At 38.6% G+C, this 20727-nt stretch carries 21 protein-coding genes; 18 read left to right on the forward strand and 3 right to left on the reverse strand.

Annotated features, from left to right (window positions below):
• Positions 1 to 310 precede the first annotated feature (310 nt).
• The gene (yejK, locus tag EXT43_RS04380; protein WP_054554703.1) at positions 311 to 1327 is read right to left on the reverse strand and encodes a nucleoid-associated protein YejK; all 1017 of its coding nucleotides are present in this window, start codon (positions 1325 to 1327) and stop codon (positions 311 to 313) included.
• Between the two features lie 63 nt (positions 1328 to 1390).
• On the opposite strand from yejK, the gene EXT43_RS04385 reads away from it, so the two are divergent.
• The 6 genes from EXT43_RS04385 (at position 1391) to EXT43_RS04410 (ending at position 7058) form a co-directional block, all read left to right on the forward strand.
• Entirely contained in the window at positions 1391 to 1603 is a 213-nt protein-coding gene (locus EXT43_RS04385; RefSeq protein ID WP_036967930.1) for a DUF1414 domain-containing protein, read from the forward strand.
• A 5-nt stretch (positions 1604 to 1608) separates the two neighbouring features.
• A complete protein-coding gene (locus EXT43_RS04390) occupies positions 1609 to 3102 on the forward strand; it encodes a DUF3413 domain-containing protein (RefSeq protein ID WP_130166436.1) in 1494 nt (497 codons plus the stop codon).
• Between the two features lie 75 nt (positions 3103 to 3177).
• Complete coding sequence (locus EXT43_RS04395) at positions 3178 to 3657, forward strand: DUF4124 domain-containing protein (RefSeq protein ID WP_130166437.1); 480 nt, start codon at positions 3178 to 3180, stop codon at positions 3655 to 3657.
• Between the two features lie 91 nt (positions 3658 to 3748).
• Positions 3749 to 5473 carry a bifunctional isocitrate dehydrogenase kinase/phosphatase gene (gene aceK / locus EXT43_RS04400; RefSeq protein WP_054554699.1) on the forward strand — a complete coding sequence of 575 codons (1725 nt, stop codon included), beginning with the start codon at positions 3749 to 3751 and terminating at the stop codon, positions 5471 to 5473.
• A 16-nt stretch (positions 5474 to 5489) separates the two neighbouring features.
• Positions 5490 to 6428: a LysR family transcriptional regulator gene (locus EXT43_RS04405; protein ID WP_054554698.1), complete on the forward strand. Its 939-nt coding sequence runs from the start codon at positions 5490 to 5492 to the stop codon at positions 6426 to 6428.
• A gap of 186 nt (positions 6429 to 6614) precedes the next feature.
• Positions 6615 to 7058, forward strand: a complete 444-nt coding sequence (locus EXT43_RS04410; RefSeq protein WP_058584881.1) for a PA2169 family four-helix-bundle protein — start codon at positions 6615 to 6617, stop codon at positions 7056 to 7058.
• A 737-nt stretch (positions 7059 to 7795) separates the two neighbouring features.
• On the opposite strand, the gene EXT43_RS04415 is transcribed toward EXT43_RS04410, so the two are convergent.
• The gene (locus tag EXT43_RS04415; protein WP_130166438.1) at positions 7796 to 8191 is read right to left on the reverse strand and encodes a hypothetical protein; all 396 of its coding nucleotides are present in this window, start codon (positions 8189 to 8191) and stop codon (positions 7796 to 7798) included.
• Between the two features lie 618 nt (positions 8192 to 8809).
• On the opposite strand from EXT43_RS04415, the gene EXT43_RS04420 reads away from it, so the two are divergent.
• The 9 genes from EXT43_RS04420 (at position 8810) to EXT43_RS04465 (ending at position 14519) form a co-directional block, all read left to right on the forward strand.
• On the forward strand, positions 8810 to 9340 hold the full coding sequence (locus tag EXT43_RS04420) for a hypothetical protein (protein WP_130166439.1): 531 nt from the start codon (positions 8810 to 8812) through the stop codon (positions 9338 to 9340).
• 109 nt (positions 9341 to 9449) lie between these two features.
• On the forward strand, positions 9450 to 9800 hold the full coding sequence (locus tag EXT43_RS04425; protein ID WP_130166440.1) for a hypothetical protein: 351 nt from the start codon (positions 9450 to 9452) through the stop codon (positions 9798 to 9800).
• Between the two features lie 476 nt (positions 9801 to 10276).
• Positions 10277 to 10471, forward strand: a complete 195-nt coding sequence (locus EXT43_RS04435; protein ID WP_058584875.1) for a hypothetical protein — start codon at positions 10277 to 10279, stop codon at positions 10469 to 10471.
• A gap of 149 nt (positions 10472 to 10620) precedes the next feature.
• Complete coding sequence (locus tag EXT43_RS04440) at positions 10621 to 11181, forward strand: hypothetical protein (RefSeq protein WP_130166442.1); 561 nt, start codon at positions 10621 to 10623, stop codon at positions 11179 to 11181.
• 134 nt (positions 11182 to 11315) lie between these two features.
• Entirely contained in the window at positions 11316 to 11702 is a 387-nt protein-coding gene (locus EXT43_RS04445) for a hypothetical protein (protein ID WP_130166443.1), read from the forward strand.
• Positions 11703 to 12189: 487 nt separating this feature from the next.
• Positions 12190 to 12504, forward strand: a complete 315-nt coding sequence (locus tag EXT43_RS04450) for a hypothetical protein (RefSeq protein ID WP_130166444.1) — start codon at positions 12190 to 12192, stop codon at positions 12502 to 12504.
• Between the two features lie 142 nt (positions 12505 to 12646).
• A complete protein-coding gene (locus EXT43_RS04455; protein ID WP_130166445.1) occupies positions 12647 to 13219 on the forward strand; it encodes a hypothetical protein in 573 nt (190 codons plus the stop codon).
• Between the two features lie 116 nt (positions 13220 to 13335).
• Positions 13336 to 13839, forward strand: a complete 504-nt coding sequence (locus EXT43_RS04460) for a hypothetical protein (protein WP_130166446.1) — start codon at positions 13336 to 13338, stop codon at positions 13837 to 13839.
• 53 nt (positions 13840 to 13892) lie between these two features.
• Complete coding sequence (locus EXT43_RS04465; RefSeq protein ID WP_130166447.1) at positions 13893 to 14519, forward strand: hypothetical protein; 627 nt, start codon at positions 13893 to 13895, stop codon at positions 14517 to 14519.
• Between the two features lie 215 nt (positions 14520 to 14734).
• On the opposite strand, the gene EXT43_RS04470 is transcribed toward EXT43_RS04465, so the two are convergent.
• Complete coding sequence (locus EXT43_RS04470) at positions 14735 to 15712, reverse strand: catalase family peroxidase (RefSeq protein ID WP_130166448.1); 978 nt, start codon at positions 15710 to 15712, stop codon at positions 14735 to 14737.
• Between the two features lie 290 nt (positions 15713 to 16002).
• Here EXT43_RS04470 and EXT43_RS04475 point away from each other — a divergent pair, with 290 nt between their 5' ends.
• From EXT43_RS04475 to EXT43_RS04485, 3 genes are all read left to right on the forward strand, one after another.
• Positions 16003 to 16401, forward strand: coding sequence for a biopolymer transporter ExbD (locus EXT43_RS04475; protein ID WP_063528094.1), 399 nt, complete (start codon positions 16003 to 16005; stop codon positions 16399 to 16401).
• 139 nt (positions 16402 to 16540) lie between these two features.
• Complete coding sequence (locus EXT43_RS04480; RefSeq protein WP_130166449.1) at positions 16541 to 19354, forward strand: TonB-dependent receptor; 2814 nt, start codon at positions 16541 to 16543, stop codon at positions 19352 to 19354.
• A gap of 48 nt (positions 19355 to 19402) precedes the next feature.
• Positions 19403 to 20707 carry a DUF5690 family protein gene (locus EXT43_RS04485; protein ID WP_130166450.1) on the forward strand — a complete coding sequence of 435 codons (1305 nt, stop codon included), beginning with the start codon at positions 19403 to 19405 and terminating at the stop codon, positions 20705 to 20707.
• The last annotated feature ends 20 nt before the right edge of the window (positions 20708 to 20727 follow it).

The raw sequence follows: 20727 nt of genomic DNA on the forward strand, positions 1-20727 counted from the left end.
ATTTTTATATTAACCATGCTTAAAACCATCAGTAGATGTTTTACTAAATCAATGATGGCAAATGGAACTGCTTTATCTAATCTCCGCCACCGCAATCACCGCCGCCGTCAGAACATGAACTGTCTGATGAACTAAAGCAAAGAAAATATTAGAAGTAAATTTTTACTTTAGCTTAGGTAAATCGAGTTGAAATTCTAAAGCTGTAAATTCATCTCTAGTGTAAGGCCCAAAACTAAAAAGCCCAGCAAGTGCTGGGCTATAAAACGAGTATCTATCGGCTTATGGTTTAAAACTTGAAGCTTAAACCCGATTAACTTTCGTCCTGCTCCATAAAGCGCTGAAGCTGGTCTTTAAGGTTAGGTGGAATACCTTTAATCACCAGTGTATCAGTTGCTTCGTTATACATGACGCGCTCACCTAAGTGTTTACGTTCAAAGCTCACGCTAACACCGCCGCCCATACCAGAAAACTTCACCATACTAGTGACTGTTTTCTTATCAACAGGGAACGACTCTTCTAAGTCATAGCTTTGCTCTTGGCAGAAGCTTTCAAATGGGCTGTCGTCATTTTTCGATAAGGTTGCAGAAAGCTCTTTAACGTTGGCATCTTCACCTGTGGTTACGCAATCATTACAGTAATCAAAAACTTGCTTACGTAGCTCATCTTTCTCTGACTTGTCGTATTGTTGCTCAGATAAATAATCTTCTACAGCACTAAGCATAACTTGGCTTTGCTGTTTAGGATCAATGCCCTCTTCGCAGCCTAAAAAGTCTAAAAAGAAGTCAGCCACTTTACGACCTGCACGACCTTTAATAAACGACACATAGCGATTATCTTCTGGTTGAGTATCCCACGCAGTTAAATCGACACGTGCAGCTAGTTGCATACGCGAAATATCTAAGTGACGAGATGAAGCTAAATCAAGCTCAGAAGTAATTGAGTAATGCTCTTTAATATTGATCATCGCAATTAACAAGAAGTCACTTGCAACATATTGATAATGGCAAAAAACTAAATAACCCGTTTCATTAAAGGCATACTTATTTAACTCTTCTTTTAGCACATTTGTTGCTTGCTCTGTCATGTGCCAAAAACCAAGTTCGTCGTTACGGTAACTTTGCATAGCCGAAGCAACAATGCTGTTTTTCTCGCCGCTGAATGCACAGTAGCCTTTACCAGGCTTACCATTATATGCATGGTGTAGCTGCTCTATAAAAACGGCTACTTTATCGTTAACAACCATCTCATCATTGCGTAAATGAATATCTGTATCGTCATCTTTTTTGTCTACATAATGAACGACTAATTTTTTAACATCTATTGTCATCTTTGTTTTTCACGCCTCTGGTGTTAAAATACGGGAATATAACTCTTTTTATCGAACCAACTGATGCCTATCATATCAAAATATTCTAATGAGCAAGTAGAACAAATCGTTGATCAGCTGATTGATGTACTAACAGAGCACAAAGCGCCTGTTGATTTAAGCCTTATGTGTTTAGGAAATTCTATCACGCATATTTTAAAAGAGCATGTACCATCAGAGAAAAGACAAGCTGTTGCCGACAACTTTGCCAAAGCATTAGCGCAGTCGGTTAAATAAGATTTATGAATTTATCGCAACAAAGTCAGTTTTCTTCAAAAGTAAGTCAGCTTTTAAGTTGGGGCCATTGGTTCACCTTTGCAAACATAGGTTTAGTGCTATTTATTAGCTTAAGCTACTTAGTCGCAGATAGTGCACCGACAACCTTCATGGGCTATTTATACATGCTCGTGACCTGGTTAAGCCACACCAGCTTTATTACTTTTATTGCCTTTGTTTTAACGATATTTCCATTAAGCTTAGTGTTTCCATACCCTCGGCATATCCGGGGGATGGCAGCCATTATTGCAACCCTCGGCGCGTCATTCTTAACGCTTGATGCCTATGTTTATTTTAACTTGGGCTATCACTTAAATACGTCTGCTCTACCTGAAATCGTTTCTTTGTTGTGGCACCGTTTAACAAGCTCACCGGCATTAACAACGATTCTTGCAGGCGGCATTGTGCTGCTAATTTTAGCGTTCCAGTTATTAGTCAGTAACTACACCTGGCACCACTTGGCGCGTTTAAAGCAATATAAGTTCCCGCGCTATGCAACCAGCACAATTTTAGTGTGTTTTGCACTTAGCCACAGTATTCATATTTGGGCAGATGCCAATTTAAAGTTTGATATCACTAAACAAGATAATGTATTGCCGTTGTCTTACCCTACAACAGCTAAAAGCTTATTAGCTAAAAACGATTTGCTAGATCTAGAAAGCTATAAAGAAGCACACGATGTAAGGCTTGACCCACATAATATTGATTACTTAGCACCTACTCCACTTGCCGAGTGTAAAGCTGAGTCGAGTGCGACTATCGATATTTTAGTATTTGAAAATAATGCTGACCTAGAGCAATTTGTTGCCACTGAGCCTGCATTACGCAAGACAGACTTGTTCTTACAACCTGTAGAAACAGAAGATACGCTATTTAGTTTAGTGTATGGCCTGCCAGCATTTTACAAAGCCCCTATTCTAGACAAACAGCAACTGCCTGTGTGGCTTGCTGATAATCGCTCAATTCAAATTAATGGTTTTGAGCAATTCGAATTTATTAATAACGACGACCAAAACCCAGCGGTTCGCCTTGTACGTGCAGACGCCACAACACACGCGCGTGAATCAGCTAATGCCGTGTTTGCCTTTAGTCTTGCACAGCAGAGCAATGGTATTGTTACAGCCTCTCGTTTATACAGCTCAGATAAAAAAGTTGTACAAACCGAAGGCCTTATTCAACCAAGTGATATTATCGCCACCAGCGTAGGCCATTATTTAGGTTGCAAAACCCTAGCTAAACAAAGCATGTTAGGCAGTAACTTATACAAGCGCCATGACGACACCGGTGTTAACTACTCGCAGAATGTATTTATCGCATTCAAGAAAGACAGAATTACCCTGATTGATTCAGACGGTAACTTTAAAAACATTTCAGCAGCGCAAGGCTTTGCCATTGAACAAGGCCTAGATATTCCATTCTTAGTGCAAAGCATTAAAAAGCTGAAACGATATACGCCCTAGCGCTTATTGATAAATCAATATTTCAAGCTAGCTTTAGATATTAGACACCTTATTTGATTAGGAGACACGGACGTCATGAAAGCCATAATCATTTATCTAATATCGCTTACACTAGTTTGTTTTACCAACACATCACTTGCTGCCACCACAGAATACTATAAATGTGTCACAGACAGAGGCACGGTATTTAGTGAGTTCCCCTGTGGTAGCCGTGCAACCAAGCACAAAATTCAAGTAACCGATCCAGACTTACAAGCTCCGCAAAACTTTGTTAAAGAGCTCAACGAGCTTGAACGCCAGCAAATTATCAGAAACCTCGAAGCTGAAATTCGCAGCTATAAACACCGTTTAGATATTTTAAGCCGTGATCGAGACCGAGCTCAGTACCAGCAAGAGCAGCGCTTAAACCGAATTTTGTCTGATAAAGAAGCGAAACAAATTAATAAAGACATTAAAAAGCAGCTAAAAGCAATTAACAAGCAATACGGGCGCGACGTAAAAAGCGTTAATAAAAAACTCGCAAATCTAGAGAAAAAACTCGCTCGCTATAATTAAATACACTTTACTATTGGGTTTGAAGAATAAATAACATATTCTTAACACCAATAGAGTTATTGCTCTATGTTGTTATTAGTAAGGAGTTTATATGCAGCCACAACACATTGCAGAGTTAATTTTATCTGGGTTTCGCAATCACTATAAACTCTTTCAAGCAATTACAGCCAAAGCACCACTTGCGTTTGCGCATCGTGATTGGCAAAAAATAAATGAGATTAGCAAACTCAGAATTAGCCATTACGATGATCGGGTTAACGAAACCATTGCTAAGCTCAAGTCGCTCAACGAACAGCAAATTATTACCTTAGATCAAACCTGCTGGCTCGAAACCAAACAGCTCTATCAGCAATTTTTGCGCTTTCACCCTCAGGCAGAACTTGCCGAAACCTTTTACAACTCTGTTTTTTGTCGTTTATTTCATCGTCGTTATTTTAATAATGACTTTATCTTTGTAAAAGCGACGCTTGCAGATGCCCCCGCACTTCCAATGGAAGTTGAATACCGCAGTTACCACCCTGTTGTTGATGGCTTAAGACCCACAATACGCAAAATTATTAATCAGTTTGATTTTAAAGCGCCCTTTGTTGATTTAGAACGCGATATTCGCTTGCTGGTAAAAGCCTTTTATAAACAAGCGCCCGATACACATCACCAAGCATGGCAAATGCGCTTTGATATACTGCAAGCCCCGTTTTACCGAAACAAAGCGGCTTATATTGTTGGTCGCGTGGTGTCAGAAAGTGGCGTACAGCCATTTATTATTGCGGTATTGCACCATGAAGACAAAGGGTTATACCTTGATGCCCTACTCACCAAATCATCGCAAATGCGGGTTATCTTTGGTTTTGCCCGTGCTTATTTTATGGTTGAAACCCATGCGCCATCAGCGTTAGTACGCTTTTTAAATCAGCTTATGCCGAATAAAACACTGGCTGAGCTATACAATGCAATAGGTTTTCATAAACAAGGTAAGACCGAGTTTTACCGAGAGTTTTTAAGTCATTTAGATCATTCAAACGATCAGCTTGTAATTGCCCCTGGTACACCGGGTATGGTGATGATGGTATTTACCCTGCCGTCGTTTGGATATGTGTTTAAAGTCATTAAAGACACCTTTGGAGAAAGCAAACCCTTTGGCCGCGATACCGTATTAAAACGCTATCAATTAGTAAAAAGCCATGACCGTGTTGGCCGCATGGCCGACACCATAGAGTATTCGAACGTCGTATTTCCACTAGCCCGATTTGATAGTAAATTACTTGCAGAGTTACATAAAACCATTGGTTCTTCGATGATTATTGAAGGCGAATGGTTAATCATTAAGCATTTGTATATAGAAAGACGGATGACACCGTTAAATCTGTATCTTGAAAATGCCAGTGAACAGCAAGCGTTTGAAGCAATAGAAGAATATGGCCAAGCTTTAAAAGAAATGATCGCCGTAAATATTTTCCCAGGCGACATGCTGTTGAAAAATTTTGGGGTGAGTAAACATAATCGCATTATTTTTTACGACTATGATGAAGTTCAGTACCTAACAGACATGAACTTTCGGGCCTTACCAAAAGCAAAGTCGTACGATGATTACTTAACCAATGAGCAAAGTTACTCTGTGGCACCACAAGATGTGTTTCCAGAGCAATTATGTACCTTTGTGACAGCAAACCCGGTGTATAAGCAATATTTATTGAGCACACACCCAGAGCTTGAAGATCCAGCCTATTGGCGACAAGCACAATACAATTATAAGCAAGGTGTAGTTAGCCACATTTATCCATACCCTGCTGCACAACGATTTATCCATTATTGGTAAACACCAAGGACACACAATGAATATAAGTAAAATAGATTTAAACTTACTTGTTTACCTAGATACTTTACTAAGGGAATGTAATGTAACTAAAGCTGCTAACCAGCTAAGCATTACCCAACCTGCCATGAGTAATGGCCTAAAAAGACTCCGTAATTTATTCAACGACCCTATTTTAGTGCGTACCAGCGAAGGTATGGTACCGACAGAGCGCGCAAAAGAGTTGCAGCCTGTGATCCGCGGCATTTTAATGACCCTTGAAGAAACACTTGCACCAAATCGAGAATTTGAAGCATCACAAAGTAAACGTGTTTTTCGTATCATGGCCAGTGACTATGCAGCAAGTACCCTTGCTCCACGCTTATTAAGTAAATTACACGAAGAAGCCCCCGACACCACACTCGATATTTTGACCCCAAGTGATGTTACCTTCCACGATGTTGAAAACGGTAAGGTAGATATGGCTATCAACCGTTTTGAAAACTTACCGCAATCGTTTCACTATAAACAAATTTGGAAAGACAGCTTTTGCTGCCTAGTAAAAGCAGATAACCCAATTATCAAAGACTTCAGCCTCGACAGCTATTTAAAAGCGCGCCACATCTGGGTAAGTAAAACAGGCTTTGGTGTAGGTGTGGGTATGGACCCTAAAGATGTGCAAAAGCTAGGTTGGGTTGATGAGGCGCTCGCTCACTTTGGTAAACACCGTAATATTGCCACCTTTACCCGTAACTACCATGTAGCTATTCACTTAGCGAAAGAACAAAACTTGGTTGCAACGCTACCTTCAAAAGCCGCAAATATTTATTTAGACGATCCGGGCCTTAAAATTCTTGAGCCGCCATTCCCTATTCCGCCGTTTGAGCTCGATATGATTTGGAGCCCGCTATTACACCGTGATGCAAGCCATATTTGGTTACGCCAAAAGGTTGCAGAAGTAGCCGACGAGCTTAAGTAAGATTTTACCAACCAAATTGTAATTATTGCTGATAAGCAAAGCGTTAGCTTAGCTTATCAGCAGCATCCCCCCTATTAAAAATCAATAACCAACTGAAATACAATAACTTTATATTTAAGTGATGAACTGGAATATGCTTTGCAAGTATCTAATTGCATTGTTTTTAATATTCAAAAAGAGGTCATTATGAATACTCATCAAGGACAAGACGTTCATCATATTGCAGATATCATCCAAGTTATGAATAGCGGTATCGATTTTTATGAAAAAGCTCAGGAAAAAGTAACCGACCCAAGCATAATTGCCTTATTTCAACGCATGATAGATGCGCGTAAAGTGAGTGTTGAGCGCTTACAACCTTATGCTATTAACGAAAATGGCGAGCGCGAAAATGGCTCTGATTTTGCTGTAGAAGCGCGTAAAGCTTATACATCAGTAATCACTAAACTCGGTGCCGACAAAAACGCCACCTATGTTAGTGAACTTGAAGAAGTTGAAGATAAAACACTAGCCGAAATCAAGCATGCGCTTAAAAAACCACAGCCACATGATTGTGAAGCCGCGTTATCAAAAACCCTGCTGACAATTCAAAGTTGTCATGCTGAAATGAGTAAAATGAAAAAGCATTAAATTGTGAGAGTGCAAAGCCCAGTTTAACTGGGCTTTTATCTGTTTAGATAAGCGGTTTGTTATCTCTACTTGATTTAAAGATCAGATGTTTGCTAAAGCTTTTGTAACCGGCAAGAGTGTTTAGCTAAAATGTGAAGCGGACCATATTCTAATTCTATATTTTTGTTCTGCCGTGAATTTTTTGTTATTTATGATGTTGATCAATTTCATAATCGCAGTTGTAGCACTTTGACGTTGGTAAACGATATTTGCAAAAGCCTAGCATTATTTGATTTCTTAAACACTTTTGGCAGGTATAACGCAAAGCTCTAACCACTAATAGAAAACCAAGTACCATGCTACCTATATAAAATGGGTTAACAAAGAAGCCATCAATGGTTATAGATTGAAATTGAAAGCCTATTATGCAAAACACTAACAAACCCAAATTTACTTTGAAATGAACACTCCGCTTCAATTTAACCTCTCTTTTATCTAATATCTATTACCCGCGACTTGATGTAAATAAGCCAGCTGTACCACTTTCGTTTGTAGTGAGCGAACCCATCACCAGAGTTATTACAATCACTCCAAAGTCTACCAATGACAAGCTTTAATAATTGCGCTATCCCAGTTTCCTAAATGCGCCACTTCTCCGTGAACACATAACACCAGCGTTTAATACTTAGATAAAAAAAGAACGTAATAAATAAAGCCAACCACTAAAAACACCTCACTACAACGGTTGTTTTGTGTTATTACTCAAAACTTACTGAGCTAATTTTAGGCTCTGACTCAAGTTTCGATTTTAAATACAATACACATTCATCAGTCTCAGATATTTTTGCTTTTCCAAAGAGCTTCTCAATGAAAGTACGGCTTTTATCTATTTGTAAAACCCACTCGAGTTCTGACTTTGGATCATCCCCTTCTTCAAAATAAGTAGATGCACCAAGCATGTATTGACGTCCCTTCCAGTCAATATAGCTATACCACCCCCAATCCTCTGCATCTGGTTCAGTAACGTCAAAGTCAGGTTCAATTTCAGATTTAAACCACTTTAAAAGTGATTCACCAAAAATCGGATTAATTTGATTTGTTCGCTCTTTTGAAACGTCAAACTTTGTACTTTTAAAACTTATAGCAATATGCACGATTCTCACCAATACAACGAACTACTAACCGGGTCTAAATTAAAAGGCTTATATGAGCAACGAAGGAGTTCATGCTAACCATTTCACGTCCTATAGAATAACTATTATGTGCACTTTTTCACTGTAGCCAAACCAAGATCTATATTTGCAACTATATACCCATACTCTTTCTTCGTTAAATTATTAGACTTATATTGCTGCTTAGCTAGTTCGTGAGTCCATGCCTTCTCACACAGAGCTAAAGATATAAAAGCTTCGGCTTCTGTATCCTCTATTAATCTTGGTGACGTATGTTGCGAAAGTGAAGAACAATCGCGAACTTACCTAAATTAAGTACTTGTAGTTCTTAATGAGTACTGTCGATAGAGTATATAGTCCTCAATGTAATTAAAATACGGAGAGAGTTTTTCATTTACAATCCTTCTAACTGTATATACGTAAAGCTACAATTTAATCACTCGCATAGTCAAGAAACGACCCTTTCGCTCGTTTTATACAGTTAAAAAGCTAGCACTACTAGATTTTTATAACACTAGCAATTAGTTAACAAGTTTGTTAAAAATAAACCAATAAGAAAAACGCGTAATTTGCTCGCTATAAACATGTTAGGTGTACTTGGTGTTTACTTCTGAACCAAATTATTCTCAATATACTCATGAGGAACTTTTAGATGTTTTAGAGCATATTGATCGGGATAAATATCATCATAGGTATCAAATTGTACTTAAAGAAATAGACAATAGAAATAAAGGTATTTCTCCAAAAACTAGCTCTAAATGTAAGCCACCAATAAGTTCTGTTAAAAACGATGATAACGTTGTAATCAAAGCAATAACTAACTTAAGGTTAAATACCTCGCGGCTTTTGAAAACTATTTTTCTTTTAGGTTGTATTTTTACTTTCTTGGCATTTGTCTTTACACCAAAATCCGAGGGGTTTGGTGACTTCGTAGCTTTTATAGTGTTTTTATTTTTAAGCCCATTTTTACTTGTTTATTGCATTCATGCAGTAAAAACTGGAGAAATAGAAATTAAAGCAATAACTGTTAGGCGCAGTGAATCACCCGGTTGTTTTTGGTTAGGTATCGTCACGTATGCAACATTTTCAATTTTTGTTTTGTTTACTCTAATTTGGAATACATACACCTAACAAGGTAAATTAAAAGTGCGGACAAAAACAGTTGGCTTTGTTCGTGCATCACAAATTTTGCAACTACTTTTTGCTGTTTATCGCGGCGTTAGCTATATGGTGTAATCGAATGAGAGTTTTAATCTATTTTTTATTGGTTGGTTTAATAGCTTGTAGTAATAATTATCAAGTTTCTACAATCAATTATAAGAATTTAACAAAATCTCAAACTTTTACATTAACGAGTACATGTGGAGATAAAGTTATAGCTATTAAGATAGAAGGCTATGGAAACTCTACCGGTGCTTCCGTTATACATTTGATGCTAAACGGTGAAGCGTATAAATCTGAAACTCTAGATGGTGAGTTCAAATTTAAATGGTCTGGTGACTGGTACAGCGAAAAGGCTATTATTCGTTACATTGCAAACTCAGATAGCATAACTAATTTAACTTTGAGCTACAGAATGGAATGTGTATAGCTAACAAATAAATTAATCAATGGACGCAAAACAGTTGGATTTACTCACTGCTTTCGTTTTTTAGCCAATAATTACCTCCTAAACAGGGCATTATATACCCTTTAAAAATATGGATATTGAACTACTATATGCTGCTAAAGCGGCTCACAAAAAATCGATATATCATCGAGATTCTTTGCGAAATAGCAATAAATGTGGTTGTTTCTATTGCCTCGATATATTCGATTACAAAAATATCCTATATTGGACAGATGATGGGGATACAGCTCTTTGTCCAACTTGTGACATAGATTCAGTCATTGGCGATGATTCTGGTTATCCTGTTACAGAAGAGTTCTTATCAGCTATGCAACAAACCTGGTTCAGTCCGTAATGAGTATGGGCAAAAAACGCATGGCTTGTACTCCATCGTCGCTAATTTTAACCAAGCTTTATACGCCCCATATTGCGATGTATTTGTGTTTAGGAGTGATGTAATGAACGAGCTGAAGGGAATGACTGTAAATGAGCGGCTTTTTACACTCAATAAATTTGAAGCATTCGATGAAGCAATTAAATCTAAAAGTACTCATCAGGCAGTGAACATTCTAATTCAATGTGAGCTGGCCAGAGAAGAAGCTTTAAAAATCGTAAAAACGATTTTCCAAACCCCCGACAAATATGGATACTAATATATCGGTTTGGTTCAGTTTTGAAGCACACATAGCAAGGCACTTAAAATTGACCGGACGCGTAACATTTGGCTCGCGCTTGTTCCTTGCAAATTATAGCCAAGTTTTAGTTGCCGCTTAGTGTGGCGTTAGCTTTGTGAGAGAATTGTTTGCATCCTATCGAATTAACTTTCTATAGATTAGTATCCAGAGAAATCGAATTATCTGACTTCGAGAATTGGGTGTACACGGAAACTACACTCGAACAAACCTTAGACTCTGATGATTATCTCGAAATCATTTCAATAAACTACAAAACGCCTTCCAGTTTATATCAAGCCCAAAAAGTGCTCTCAAAGTATTTTTCTATGGGTAAATATTATGAATGGAGTATTCGCAACATCCTCCATAAAATAATTGCTAAGCCGCACGATGTGGATAAATATATCGAGCAATGCTATGACCTATATTGCGAAGGATTTGGTTTCATGGATAACCTTGGGTTGGGTTACGGTCTTGGTTTAACTTGTCCAGATGGTTTTAATGATAAAGTTGATGAATTCTACCCTCACATTGCTGAAGAAGCTGAAAGAGTAATATTGTGGCTAGATATAAGGAAAATACTAATAACGGGGCATAGTGGTGAGTATCGGGGTATCGAATACGATGATAATCGAAGCCACAAAGAAAAAGAGCCAACAAGTTATAAAATACAAAAATCAAAAAAGTAGTGGCAGTTTTGGTTGTAAGTACAACTAACAAACGCACCAGGTGATGTGACTGCTAAAGCCTGGCTCTGTTCCGCTACTATTCATAATTTTTAGACAAACATTATTACCCCCTTTACAGGGCAAAAGGTTTCTAAATGAGATGGTATCTCGCACTATTCATCATTGCAGCGCTTGCGGGTTGTGGAAAAAACACTTTACCTTCTGGGCTAAAGATGGAGAAATCTAAGGTTTTAACTTCTTCGCTTGGGCATAAGGCATATATTGTTGAAACAAGTTCTGTAAGTGGTGATGTTACTCAAGTATTTCTTGATTTTGCTAACGGCACTTGTGGTGTAGGAGTCTTAGCTTCTTATCAATTGAATGCTGAGTTCAAGCTGACTTGGTTGACTGGCAGTGAATTACAGATTAAGAAAACTAAGCCTCTTGAAGTTCAATATAATGCTTCGTGGCCATTATTACGCTGTTCTAATCACGTGGTTAAAGTTAGCGTCGTAGAGTTCGAAGCTAACAATAAAATTTAAAATGAAAAAATATTGGCTGGCGTTTATTCTTCACGCACTGTAGCAAACAAGTAGTTGCCCTTTTATTTAGTAATTAGATAAGCGTTTTGTATCTATTCTGAGAGTTTAATTGTTAGGTTTAAACATCAATTGAGAGACAGCAACTAGCAAATTCACCATCCGAAGTTCCGCGAAGAGCCAATTACTGACCATCAAGCATGACTCGTTACTGTCCCAAGACGTGTTTAGGCGAATTTTAAAAGAGCGAACATCGGCCGTTCACAATTGCTTTTCTATTTCGTCAAAGTCTATTGCTCGCATAGTCAAGAAAACGACCCAATCGCTCGTTTTTATCCTCAGGTAAAAGCGAGAACTCCTAAATTTTAATAACACTGGCAATTAGTTAGCAAGTTTGTTAAAAATAATCTAATAAGAAAAACGAGCTACGTTGTGGTAGAAAAACGCGCGATTAGCTCGCTATAAACATGTTATACGCAAGGAGGGAACCGTGAAGCAATTCGAGTATGAATCAACAACAACTCAAATGGACGAAGCTCTCGAATATTCAAGATCTCCTGAAATCTCAACAGCAAACAAGGAAGAACTTGAAAAGTTTCTACTTGTGCTAAGAAGACATTTCAGTGAAATATTGCCAGGAAACTTTAGATACCAAAGCTATCAAGGTGCTGTGCAACATATTGAAGCTTTGATAGCTACCAAGAGGCCAGAAAAGCAATGGTATGAAAAACCTTTAGGCATTGTATCTTTGGGTTTACTTATTGCGGTTATAGGCGGTGTTACAGTTTGGGCTATTACCCAATAATTGTGCATTGCGTATAACAAACGCATTAACCACTCGCTGCGCTCGCTGGGGACAAAAACACGTAGGCTCCCTGCGCTTCGCTCGGTATTGTAGCCTACGTGTTTTTGCCCGTTATGCGGGCGTTAGGCATACAATTAAACTTATGACGAAAGACGAATGGCTTAAATGTAAAAATGCTTCATTGATGATCGAATTTATTTGGACTCAAGAACCTTATATTTCTGTTGCCAAAAAATTTGAGGTATATCCAAATTCTGAAAATTGGATGGATTATCTAAGTGTTGAAATGCCACTCTTTCAATTTTATCTATCCTCATGCCGTAGCATTTGGTCATTGCTGACTCAAGAAGAAAGTAGAAAAGGAATTGAGCTTGCTGAGGGGTTTGTTGAAGGTAAGGTTAAGTGGGATTCTGTAAGCGAATATAATTGGCATGTTGAAGGTGCAGCATTTTGTTTTGACGATCCACCTGATCAAGAAAGAATTGATATTTGGATTCAAGATGTAGAAAGCCATTCATTAGATCTTATTAATAAATTAAAAAATGAAGGCAAGGAAGAAATTTGTACTCAGGAATTATTGAAACAAGCTGCGTATTTTGCAGACTACGCAATGATTTATCCTTCAATTCAACCAAAGGGAAGACTTAATGATGAATATAGTAAATTCCTATGTCCATCATTACTCCGGCAGTTTGTAAGTTACCCTTTGATCTAGAGTACAGTATGCCTAACAAACGCTTCAACAAAGGACGCAAAAAGCTTGGCTTGCGTCACTTCGTTCCTAATTTTAGCCAAGCATTTTGCGCCTGTTAAGCGGGCGTTAGGTTTCCTATGAAGCACATATATTTGCTGCTCACATCTTTATTAATTGGGTGCAGTTCAAGTCCTCAAATTGAAAGTTTTGAACTGCACTATCAAGATGTCTTTGAGACATACGACTATTATAGACAAGAATACAAAAAGCAACTGTGCGGTGATCGTGGCAAATACTCAGAGAAATTAGAGCTTTCTACAATTCAAATTGAGAGAATTATTCACGAAGCAGATAAAATAAACTTTTTCCTATTACCTAACTCAATTGAACACAGAAAAAAAGTGGCACCAGATTCATCTGAGGATATAGAAAGAATAGAGATTTGTGCTCCTTGCCCAACTAAAACTTTATATCTAAAAATTGGTGGTGACAGTCATACTGTATCTTGGTCTTGCAACTGCTCAAATTTCATAGAGCCTACGCCAAAATTATTAAAAGCACTCGTGGAATCTGTAGAAGATTCAATTCAGGCATCTCCAGCTTATAAAAAAGCACCTGAAAGCTTTTGTGGTTTGCGGTAACCTAAAAGCTATTCAACAGGACCCAATAATGTTTAGCTTTACAAGGATAGATCATGCATAAATTCATATTGTTTTTCATTTCATTATTTCTCTCTAGCCAGCTATTAGCTGAGACCGAAGATAGTGAATACTTTGTTTTTGTTGGCAAGAAAATTAGCCTGACTCCTGTTACACCAAAACTCAAAGAAAATAAAAGTTCATTTGATAGTAAATTTCTTGCGAAATACCAGATCATAAAACCCTTTAAGGGCTCATATCATGGTTCAGAAATAGAATTTACGGTATTTGATCACTACGGTGTTCCCCTATTCTCAGAATACGACCACGTTCTTCTTTATGTCGTATTACATGATGGAAAGTATTACCATTCAAAATACCAATTTACTCCCGTATATAAAACAAAATCAGGTGTTTGGGCTGGTGCATACGCTGCCTATGATTACACTCATTCAAATAATGCGAACACAACAATTAAACCAGTTAAAATTGATTTTTACTCACCAGTAGAGTTTGATATTTCTGGTTATGAAAAAGAAGAAGTTGAAGTGTGGTTTCCACAGCCTTACTACAACATTAGTGGTAACAGAGCTACAGCGGTTTATGGCAATTATTTGAATGAACTATTTTTTCTAAAGCAACAAGGGGTTTTAAAAGCACGTGGCGACTTCCAGCAGTTGTAAAGCTAACAAGGCCATCAAAAAATACTCCTCTACGTTCCGCTACAGTCGGCCCTTTATGACGGCGTTACCAAGGCCCTTTGTTTATACAGATCCGTCCTTCGTCTCTAACTCATTTATGAGCAAAAACGAGTTTAGCCGACAGTCTACTTCTAACTCATATCCCCTGTCAGGTTTATTAATTCCTTTTAATCAAACCTGACAGATACACTTAAGACTTATTGCCCCGTTAAACGCTTCGCAAATGAAATCGCATAGGCTGTTGAGCGTAATTTAAGTACTTTGTCATCACTTGGCAAAAAGCCTTTAGACAATAGATTAGGGTCATAATTAGTAAGATCGCAGCCTGACTGACCTGTCGATTCTATGGTGAGCTTTCCTAAATTAATTGTTTTGCGATCAGCAGGCCATCGTACTGAAGGGTCCGTTAATGCATCACCGGGCTCAGCTAATTCAGCTTGAAAACGATAATGCACCTTCCCTTTCGCTAAATCTTCTTCAAGTCGCTTAGCCAGAAATGATTTAGGGAAGGTTTTCATTTGCTCTTCTGTTAGCACCTGCTCTGGCTCTTCTGGCACCATGGTCCATCTAAAGGCATGTTTAACGCCCTTTTTATCAACCATGTAAAAGGTATGCACACCAAAATAACGCGAAGACACATACGATGCTGGCGGGTTATGGCTTTGCAGCCAATTAAATTGCCCTAAGGTACTCGGGTTTTGCTCTCTGTATGCTTTTACTTTCGCAAAATCAATTTGCCCTGTTTTTTCGTCAGGTACTAAAGTACTTAGCAAACCAAAAAACGCTTCTGGGCTGTTGCCTGCAAATACTGGCGTAGTTAGCCCTGCAATATTGTGTACATCACCATTTTCTAGCACAAACTGCACCCCCATTCCTCGTGGGGCACGAGAAGTTTCATCAGCGTGAGGGTTACCCCCGCCCATAGAAAAACGAATATTTGCTTTTGATGGCGCATTAAATAAAGGGCTAATTGAATACTGCTTTGCAGCTTGATTAGGTGTAAATGTGCCAACAGCACACACCCCTTTGGCGTGACCTTTTCTGATACCGGGCTGCTTACCTGAAAGCTTTTCAAATAAATTGATAAAATCTTGCCCGTTTACTGGTTGCTCAGCAAAACTTACTGTTGGTAAAACAAGGCACATAGCACAAACTAAAGACTTAATTTTTAGCATTTATCCATCCTTTAAACTTAATTCCGACAAAAATGACCAGATAAACTTCAAAATGATTTCATCAAAGTTAATAAATATTTTTACCAACAAAAACGCTACAAACATTTAATAAACTTAGAATATTTATTTAACTACAGTATTTTTAAAAGCTGCTAACTTTAAATTTAGGATCCGAAAAACTGCTGTGGCGCCCAGCATTTTAAAAATAATCCGTGGTATTAATCACGACTATGGCTAGTCCACTTAATTGTAAATTTTGTGGCTTGGTCAAAAACAACAAGGACCTAATTATGGTGAAACAACATAAAAAATCCACTGCAAACGCTGATGTAGATATGACCCCGATGCTCGATATTGTGTTTATCTTGCTGATATTTTTTATCGTCACAACCTCATTTGTTAAAGAGCGCGCTATTGAAGTAAATCGCCCTTTAGCAAAACCAAGTCTTGAAAACCCTAAAAAACAAGCACAATTTACTATCACTGAAAACGACAGTATTTATTTTGCAAACCGGCTTATCACACCAGAGCAAATAATCGCTAACCTTGCGTTATTTGCCGCACAGTTTGAAATGACCAACGTGCAAGTAACAGCAAGTGAGCAAAGCAGCCACAAAACCTTAGTAACCTTGCTTGATAAAATAAAACAATATCAAGATGTGCCAATTTCTATAAGCACGTCTTTATAACTTATCTCAAAGGGTCATTTGACCCTTTTTTAATATTAAAAATAAAAAACCGTCACATCTTTGTAAAAAAGCCTCTCTATTATTGTCTGCAACAAATCTGGTCTAGTCCAGATTAATTTAAAAATAAGAGGCTCAACAGATGATTAAACGACGTACACTCAGCACAGCTGTTTTTTTGTGCAGCTACCCATTTTTATCAGCGCATAGCGCTTTTGCCACTGATGCAAAAATTCAAGGCTCTATCACAGATCATAGTAATCGCTTGCCAGGTGCTTTGGTTAAAGTCGTTGGCACAAATCAATCAACGGTGACTGATTATGATGGTAAGTTTGAGCTTGCTAAATTAGATGCAGGCCGCTACCAACTTGAAGTTTCTTATATGGGTTATCGCAGCCAGATTGTTGATGTTGAGATAAGCAACAATGAGGTTAAATTACTGTCTCCTATTGTGATGGATAATTCAGCTAATACCATTGAAGAAGTCGTTGCTGTTGGTCAAATTCAACGTGGTGAAATGGCTGCGGCCAATAGCCAAAAGAATGCTAAAAATATTAAAAATGTTATTTCGGCTGATGGCATTGGTAAGTTGCCAGACCGTAACGCAGCTGAAGCAGTTCAACGCATCCCTGGTGTTTCTATAGAACGCGATCAAGGCGAAGGCCGATTTGTTGCTGTTCGCGGCTTACCTGCGCAGTGGAGCTCTGCAACAATCAATGGCAACCGATTACCAACTGCAGAAGAAGAAACCACCAGCCGCGCCACTGCGTTTGACTTTTTCCCGAGTGAGCTTATTGAATTTGTTGAGGTATCAAAAGCATTAACGCCAGAAATGGAGGGAGATGCTATTGGTGGTAACGTTAACTTTATAACCAAAAAAGCTCCTGATGATTTTGTATTTAATGCCAATTTAGCACTCGGTCAAAATGAACTAGCTGATGGAAATAACTACTCTGCCAACTTACTTTATGGCGATCGCATCTTAAATGACAAATTAGGTTTTTTAATTAACGCAACAGCTTGGCAACGGGACTGGGCAACAGATAACTTTGAGCCTCGTAGAGGAAATGATGGTTTAGGAATTTATCGTTTAGAGCTAAGAGATTACACCGGAACTCGTGAAACTTACGGTTTAAATGGTTCTGTTGAATACCAGCTAGAACAAGGCAGTATTAGTGCGAGTGCCATGTATGGCACACTAATCGACGATGAAACGCACTATAAGCATCGTATGCGTTTTGATAAAAACAGAGCAGAGCTACAACATATAAGAAATGAGCTCATAACAGAAATGACTGGCTTTGAGTTTGCTGGTGAGCATTTCTTTGGTTACGACAAAACATTAAATTGGTCTTTATCTAGCTATGAAAACGAATTTAGGTATGGCAACACGCCTAACAGCGAAGATAACAGTTATTTTGTAGTTCGATTTGACCAAAAAAATGTCGGTTACGAAGGCCTTGAAGACAGAGATACAGGCAAAAACTACGCTTATAACACGATTGATGGTGGCTCAGATCCATGGGACCAAATCAGCACTCATCTACCAAGTGGCTTTTCGTTTGATCCAAGCCAAATGGGCTTATCGTGGGTCGAACTATATAAAATTAAGGTGAATGAAAAAGATAAAATTGTTGCCGCTTTAGACTTTGAGTGGCAGCTCAATAGCGACCTTATTGTTAAAGTAGGTGCAAAATATCGCGATAAAGAACGCGTTGCTAGGTTCAGCGATGAATTTTATGCATGGGATACTGAAAACTATGGCGCAGCCCCTACTCTGAGTGATTTTACATTAGCGGACCAACCGGGCCGAAGTGACTATTTAAGCGAGCTTTCTTACGATTATCAAAGTCAGTTTTCGCAAGTTGCAAGTACTGATGACTTAGCAAATTTTTGGAATAACAATAAAGGCAAGTTTGTCCTTGATAAGAGTGAATCTGCTTTAATCGAAAATGGTGGAGCGCTTGGCAGAAACTTTGATGTTAATGAACAACATGCATCTTTATATGGTATGGCAACATATACCATTAACGCTAATTGGGAAATGCTAACAGGTCTTCGTTTAACTCAAACAGACACCGAAGTTGACGGTTATATTTACCTTGCAGATGAAGATAAAGTCGAAAGCGTTAAAGCAAACAATGACTACTTGTCTGTGTTACCTGCATTGCATTTAACCTACCACCCTAACAGCCAAACCAATTATCGACTCGCATTAACTCGCTCTTTTGCTCGTCCTGACTTTGGCTCATTAACTCCAGGAGCGACTTACTTAGAAGCAGACAACGAATTAACTTCTGGTAACCCAAATTTAGAGCCGACTTATTCAAATAATGTCGACTTAATGGCTGAATACTTCTTTGACCGCTTAGGGTTAGTTTCTCTGGGGGTATTTTATAAAGATATTACCGATCCTATTTTTCAAAGTAGCTCTATAGGAGAGTTCGGCAATAACACTGGGGTAAATATTATTCGCCCTGAAAATGGCGATAGCGCATGGCTTGCAGGCCTCGAGGTGGCGTTTAATCGTGATTTAGGTTTTATTACACCTGAACTAGATAACTTTGGCATCATGGCTAATGCGACCTTCATGGATTCAGAAATGACGATTCCTGGTCGCGCAGACAAAGTCTCAATTCCTCGCCAAGCAGATAGTCTCTACAACTTTACGGTGTATTACGATAACACACATTTTGCAGCTCGATTAGCCGTTAACTTCAAAGGTGAATACATTGAAGAGCATGGCAGCAGCAAACCATTTGACAGCTATTATGGCGACAATACAAGCGTTGATTTTACGACGTCATATCAGCTTAACGAAAACGCATTAGTCTACCTCGAACTGAATAACTTAACCAACGAGCCTCTTAAATACTACCTAGGCGATGAAAGCCGTCCTCTACAAGTAGAGTACTACGGTGTACGCGGCATGGTTGGCTTTAATTATCAGTTCTAATCAGTCTTTGAGTTGTATGCGGGGCCATTGCCCCGCAAAGGATACCTAATGTTTTCACACCCTAATTGGCTTAAACGTGCCCAAGGAACCGGTTTTGTGTTATTTGCAGCCAGTGCTGCATTTCTCACTTACTTTTCTATGTACGCATTTCGTAAGCCATTCACTGCAAATAGTTACACTGAATTCGACGATCCGAGTTGGCAGGTAAGCTTTAAAATTGCACTGATTTTGGCGCAAGTTTTTGGCTATTTATGCGCTAAATTTATTGGCATAAAAGTTATTTCAGAGATGCAGCATCAGCAACGAGGTTTAACAATTATTGGCCTTATTGCCGCTGCAGAAATATCGCTGGTGTTATTTGCTATCACTCCGATTGGGTTAAATGTTATTTGGCTATTTTTTAATGGCCTCTCACTAGGCATGATTTGGGGACTTGTTTTTAGCTTTCTTGAAGGAAGAAAAACCAGTGAAATTCTAGGCGCAATTTTGAGTGTCACTTTTATATTGGCATCAGGCCTTGTTCGCAGTGTAGGCAAATGGCTTATTGATACACTAAATGTACCTGAGCTATGGATGCCTGCAGCGACAGGTGCGCTATTTTTCCCGCTGCTATTGTTTAGTGTTAAATGCTTAACTCTCATTCCAGAACCAACAGCAGAGGACGAACAAGCAAGACAAAAACGCTTACCTATGGATGGCAAAGCACGTTGGCAATTTTTTAAACAATATTGGTTTGGTATTAGCTGCCTCATTTTAAGCTTTATGCTGTTTACTGGTTTTCGTGATTTCCGTGACAACTTTGCAGCTGAAATTTGGCAAGCTCTTGGCCATGGTGAAGAACCTGCCATTTTCGCCTACGCGGGGATAAGAATGTCATTTATTGTCCTTATCGCATTAGGTGCGATGGTTTTGGTAAAAAACAACAAAACCGCATTTTATGTCAATCACGGCTTTATTTTATTCGGTGCCGCTTTGTTATTGTCGAGTACCTTTGCTTTCGAAGCTAACATAATATCCGCAAAAGCGTGGATGGTTTTACTTGGCTCAGGTCTCTATATCAGTTACATCCCGTATAACTGTTTTCTATTTGACCGAATGATTTCAGCCGTTGGCTCTGTCGCTAATGCAGGTTTTTTAATCTATCTTGCTGATTCTGCTGGCTATCTTGGCTCTGTCAGTATCTTACTGTACAGAACGTTTGCTATGCCTGAGCTCAGTTGGCTTAACTTCTTTATTAACGCTTGTTACTTAGTTGGCATTGTAGCCGCCGCTTTAGTTGCATGTTCACTGTGTTATTTCACAGTACGTTTATCCTCTATTCGAACTCATCACTCAAAACAGGTTGTTACCTGAAACAATTAAAAGAGAATCTT

The organism is Pseudoalteromonas sp. CO109Y (assembly GCF_004208935.1).
Classification (GTDB): domain Bacteria; phylum Pseudomonadota; class Gammaproteobacteria; order Enterobacterales; family Alteromonadaceae; genus Pseudoalteromonas; species Pseudoalteromonas shioyasakiensis.

Excerpts from the sequence above, each read along its gene's own strand:
- EXT43_RS04470 (WP_130166448.1), bottom strand. The coding sequence starts at position 15,712 with ATGCTAAAAATTAAGTCTTTAGTTTGTGCTATGTGCCTTGTTTTACCA.
- EXT43_RS04445 (WP_130166443.1), top strand. The coding sequence starts at position 11,316 with ATGAGATGGTATCTCGCACTATTCATCATTGCAGCGCTTGCGGGTTGT.
- EXT43_RS04475 (WP_063528094.1), top strand. The coding sequence starts at position 16,003 with ATGGTGAAACAACATAAAAAATCCACTGCAAACGCTGATGTAGATATG.
- EXT43_RS04425 (WP_130166440.1), top strand. The coding sequence starts at position 9,450 with ATGAGAGTTTTAATCTATTTTTTATTGGTTGGTTTAATAGCTTGTAGT.
- EXT43_RS04405 (WP_054554698.1), top strand. The coding sequence starts at position 5,490 with ATGAATATAAGTAAAATAGATTTAAACTTACTTGTTTACCTAGATACT.
- EXT43_RS04465 (WP_130166447.1), top strand. The coding sequence starts at position 13,893 with ATGCATAAATTCATATTGTTTTTCATTTCATTATTTCTCTCTAGCCAG.
- EXT43_RS04390 (WP_130166436.1), top strand. The coding sequence starts at position 1,609 with ATGAATTTATCGCAACAAAGTCAGTTTTCTTCAAAAGTAAGTCAGCTT.
- EXT43_RS04480 (WP_130166449.1), top strand. The coding sequence starts at position 16,541 with ATGATTAAACGACGTACACTCAGCACAGCTGTTTTTTTGTGCAGCTAC.
- EXT43_RS04460 (WP_130166446.1), top strand. The coding sequence starts at position 13,336 with ATGAAGCACATATATTTGCTGCTCACATCTTTATTAATTGGGTGCAGT.
- yejK (WP_054554703.1), bottom strand. The coding sequence starts at position 1,327 with ATGACAATAGATGTTAAAAAATTAGTCGTTCATTATGTAGACAAAAAA.
- EXT43_RS04485 (WP_130166450.1), top strand. The coding sequence starts at position 19,403 with ATGTTTTCACACCCTAATTGGCTTAAACGTGCCCAAGGAACCGGTTTT.
- aceK (WP_054554699.1), top strand. The coding sequence starts at position 3,749 with ATGCAGCCACAACACATTGCAGAGTTAATTTTATCTGGGTTTCGCAAT.
- EXT43_RS04395 (WP_130166437.1), top strand. The coding sequence starts at position 3,178 with ATGAAAGCCATAATCATTTATCTAATATCGCTTACACTAGTTTGTTTT.
- EXT43_RS04435 (WP_058584875.1), top strand. The coding sequence starts at position 10,277 with ATGAACGAGCTGAAGGGAATGACTGTAAATGAGCGGCTTTTTACACTC.
- EXT43_RS04455 (WP_130166445.1), top strand. The coding sequence starts at position 12,647 with ATGACGAAAGACGAATGGCTTAAATGTAAAAATGCTTCATTGATGATC.
- EXT43_RS04410 (WP_058584881.1), top strand. The coding sequence starts at position 6,615 with ATGAATACTCATCAAGGACAAGACGTTCATCATATTGCAGATATCATC.
- EXT43_RS04385 (WP_036967930.1), top strand. The coding sequence starts at position 1,391 with ATGCCTATCATATCAAAATATTCTAATGAGCAAGTAGAACAAATCGTT.